Origin of the sequence: Phenylobacterium sp. (assembly GCF_035944335.1) — a bacterium.
Lineage (GTDB): Bacteria > Pseudomonadota > Alphaproteobacteria > Caulobacterales > Caulobacteraceae > Phenylobacterium.
Genome location: NZ_DASZBG010000125.1, coordinates 1 through 3,716, shown reverse-complemented (window position 1 = coordinate 3,716; position 3,716 = coordinate 1). Strand labels below are relative to the sequence as shown.

3 protein-coding genes are annotated in these 3,716 nt (G+C 72.1%); 1 reads left to right on the top strand and 2 read right to left on the bottom strand.

All coding sequences use genetic code 11. From position 1 onward, the window contains the following. Positions 1-123: 123 nt before the first annotated feature. Complete coding sequence (locus tag VGT80_RS18590) at positions 124-531, bottom strand: DUF1489 domain-containing protein (RefSeq protein ID WP_327458152.1); 408 nt, start codon at positions 529-531, stop codon at positions 124-126. A 57-nt stretch (positions 532-588) separates the two neighbouring features. Continuing rightward, the gene (locus VGT80_RS18585) at positions 589-1,431 is read right to left on the bottom strand and encodes an enoyl-CoA hydratase-related protein (protein ID WP_327458151.1); all 843 of its coding nucleotides are present in this window, start codon (positions 1,429-1,431) and stop codon (positions 589-591) included. Between the two features lie 125 nt (positions 1,432-1,556). On the opposite strand from VGT80_RS18585, the gene VGT80_RS18580 reads away from it, so the two are divergent. Next, a complete protein-coding gene (locus VGT80_RS18580; RefSeq protein ID WP_327458150.1) occupies positions 1,557-3,338 on the top strand; it encodes a patatin-like phospholipase family protein in 1,782 nt (593 codons plus the stop codon). Positions 3,339-3,716 lie beyond the last annotated feature (378 nt).

Sequence of the window (3,716 nt, the reverse complement as noted above, 5' to 3'; positions counted from 1 at the left end):
ACCGTGCTGTTCGACGCCGACGGCCCCGGCACGGCCCAGCAGTGGGGCCTCAACATCATCCACCTGCAGCACGTCGATCCCACCACCATCACCAGCGCCGACTGGGTGATCCGGTAGGGTCGGCTACCAGGCGCCGACTTCGCGCAGCTGGCGGGCGAGCTCGGGGGGCACGTCGCCGAACGCCTCGCCGCGCAGGTCCTGCGGGGCGTCCCTGGGCTCCAGGTAGCGCCAGCCCTGGAAGGCGCGGCGCGGCGTGGGCAGGACGCGCACGACCTCTTCGTCGAGGGTCACCTCGCAGCGGGCGGCGGCGCCTTCCCCCACGGTTGCGACGTCGAGCACCTTCTGGCGGCAGAGGATCACGCCCTTGAACACCCGGAACACCGAGCCGCCGTCGATCATCTCGGCGGCGCGCTTGGGCGTCTGGCGGGTGCGCAGGATCCACGGCTCGCCCGGCCGATAGGTCTGCCGCCAGTCGACGAGCTCCTCGACCGTGTCGCAGCCGACGCACAGCTTGATCATGTGAAGCGCCATGACCTGCAGGCTTAAGGCGCCTCGCGGCGGTTTGGAAAGTGTGACGCGAGGTCCCGTTCAGCCCGCGGCCCAGGCGGGCTTGCGGCGCTCCAGGAAGGCGCGGACGCCCTCCTGCCCCTCCGGGCCCACCCGCGCGGCGGCGATGCGCCTGGCGGTGAGCTCCAGGAGGTCGTGGTCGATCTCGCGGCCGGCCACGTCGCCGACCAGCTGCTTGGCCTCGGCCAGGGCGCCGGGCGCGCAGGCCAGCACCTCGCGGGCGATGCGGTCGTGGGCGGCGGTCAGGCCGGCGACGTCGGCGACGAGTTCGGTGACCAGGCCGATCCGCTGGGCCTCGGCGGCGTCGAACACCTGGCCCGTGGCGAACAGGGCGCGCGCCTGCCGGGCGCCGATGGCGGCGACGACGTAGGGGCTGATCACCGCCGGGATGAGGCCGAGCCGGACTTCGGAGAAGCTGAACCTGGCGTCCTGGGTGGCGATCGCCAGGTCGCAGCAGGCCGCCAGGCCCGCGCCGCCGCCGAAGGCGCCGCCCTCGATCAGGGCCACGGTGAGGGTCGGCAGGTCCCAGAGCTTCTTCATCATGGTCGCCATGGCCATGGCGTCTTCGCGGTTGTCGGCCTCGGTGCGGTCGGCGGCCCGGCGCATCCATTCGAGATCGGCGCCGGCGCTGAACATCGCGCCCGCGCCGCGCAGGAAGACCACCCGCACGCCCTCGGCGCCACGCAGGGTCTCGAAGGCCTCGTCCATCGCCGAGATCAGGTCGGCGTCGAAAGCGTTCTTGCGGGCCGGACGGTTCAGCACCACGGTCGCGGCGCCGGCCTGCGTCGCCTCGATGCGCACCAGGTCGGAGGTCGGGCTGGTGTCGGGGACCTCGACCAGCGGGTCGGCGATCGGATTGGGCATCGGAACCTCCTTGGGACGCGCCAGTCTAACGCTGCACGAGCGTCTATGGCGCCGATGATCCGCGGCCTCGCGGCGCATCAACACTCAAGCTTGGGACGACTCTCCGGGCAGAGTAGGTTTCCTCCGTGGCCGGCCTTCCTGAAATCCCCGACGATTCGGCGCTGGCGCGGCTCTTCAGCCAGGAGCGCGCGCAGGGCGAAGCCACCTGGTTCTCGCTGCCCGGCGGCCAGAAGCTCTATTCGGCGGGCGATCCGGCCGACCAGCTCTACTTCCTGCGCACCGGCCGGCTGGGCGCCTTCCGCCGCGAAGAGGGCCATGAGCCGCAGTTCCTGGGGGTGATCCGCCCCGGCGAGCCGGCCGGCGAGATGAGCCTGATCGCCGGCGCGCCGCACTCCGCCGAGGTGGTCGCGCTCCGCGATTCCGAGCTGTTCGCCCTGCCCCGCGACGTGTTCTTCGAGGCCTGCGAGGCCGACGCCTCGGTGATGACCGAGCTCGCCAGGCTGATGATCCTGCGCACCCGCCAGGCCGTGAACCGCGGCGGCATGGGCGAGCCCTCGGTCTATGGCTTCACGACGCTGGGCCAGCCCGGGCCGCTGCGGGGCCTCGTGGAGCGGATCTCCGTCGAGATCGGCAGGCTCGGCTACTCGGTCACCTGCATCGGCTCAGAGGCCCAGAACGCGCCCACCGAGTGGTTCTCCGACGTGGAGCGCACCCACGATTTCGTCCTCTACCTGGCCGAAGCCGCCGACGGGGCCTGGCGCCAGTCGGTGTCGCGGCAGGTGGACCGGCTGTTTCTCGTGGGCCGCGGCGACCGCAAGCCGCCGCGCGCCGAAGGCGAAACGCCGCCGGCCTCGCCCCTGCAGGCCCAGCAGCTCGTGGACCTGATCCTGTTGCAGCCGGCCGACCTGCACCGGCCGACCGGCTCGGCGGGCTGGATGGAGGCGGCGCAGCCGGCGCGGCTGTTCCACCTGCGACGCGACCACGCGCCGGACCTGCAGCGCATCGCGCGCGTGCTGACCGGCCAATCGGTGGGGCTGGTGCTGTCGGGCGGCGGGGCGCGGGCCTATGCCCACGTGGGCGCGCTGCGGGCGCTGCGCGAACGCCAGGTGCCGATCGACTTCGTGGGCGGGGTGTCCATGGGCGCGATCATCGCCGCGGGCGTGGCCATGGGCTGGGGCGACGCGGAGATGGAGCGGCGCATCCGCGAGGCCTTCGTCGACACCAGCCCGCTGGACGACATCGCCCTGCCGCTGCTGGCCATGACCCACGGCGTGAAGGTCAGCGAACGGCTGGCGCATCATTTCGGCGACACGGCCATCGAGGACCTCTGGCTGCCGTTCTTCTGCCTGTCCTCGAACCTCACCACCGGCGCCTACCAGCTGCACCGTCGCGGGCTGGTGCGAAAGGCGCTGCGGGCCACCATCGCCCTGCCCGGCATCCTGCCGCCGGCCACCGAGGACAACAATGTGCTGGTGGACGGGGCGGTGATGAAGAACTTCCCCGCCGACATCATGCACGCCTCGCAGCTGGGGCCGGTGGTGGGCGTCGACGTCACCTCCGGGCGCAGCATCACCGCCGACGACGTGGCGCGACCCTCCTCGGTCTGGCGCTGGCTGTGGTCGGGGCAATGGCGCAAGGGCCCGCCGATCGTCTCGGTGCTGATGCGGGCCGCGACGGTCTCGACCGGCGCCGACCACGCGGCCTCGCGGGCGGCCACCGACGTGCTGGTGCTGCCCGACGTGGCCGACATCGAAATCCGCGACTGGAGCGCCTTCGCCCCGGCGGTGGCCGAGGGCTATCGGGCGATGATCGAGGCGCTGGACAAGCTCGACCGGCCCGTCGAGGACCTCAGGCGCCGGGCGAGCCTGCAGGACCCGCCCAAGCCGCTGCTGGCGAAGAGCGCCTAGGACGTATGGCCGCGTTTGCGGGACGCCGCGAACCGCCCCATATTCGAAGGGTCCTGTTCAACAGCTGAAAGGAGGTGATCCAGTGTCTCATAGTTTCATCCGTAGTTTGGATACCGTGACCTGGACCTCCGTTGACGAGGTCCGCGCCTAAGCCACCGGTTTGGCAGAGGTCGCGGCGCCGCGCTGCGGTCCCGACTATGGAAAGGCCGCTCCAGCGATGGGGCGGCCTTTCGCATGTCCGGAGCGCCCGGGATCCTGGGAACTAGGGCCGCCTCAGACCGCGGCCACGGCGGGCTCCGCCGCGCTCCCCGCCACGACGCGGTGAGACACGGCCACCCGCAGCCCGGGCCGGGCGTCGTGGGTCTCCACCGTCGCCTC

Excerpts from the sequence above, each read along its gene's own strand:
- VGT80_RS18585 (WP_327458151.1), bottom strand. The coding sequence starts at position 1,431 with ATGCCCAATCCGATCGCCGACCCGCTGGTCGAGGTCCCCGACACCAGC.
- VGT80_RS18590 (WP_327458152.1), bottom strand. The coding sequence starts at position 531 with ATGGCGCTTCACATGATCAAGCTGTGCGTCGGCTGCGACACGGTCGAG.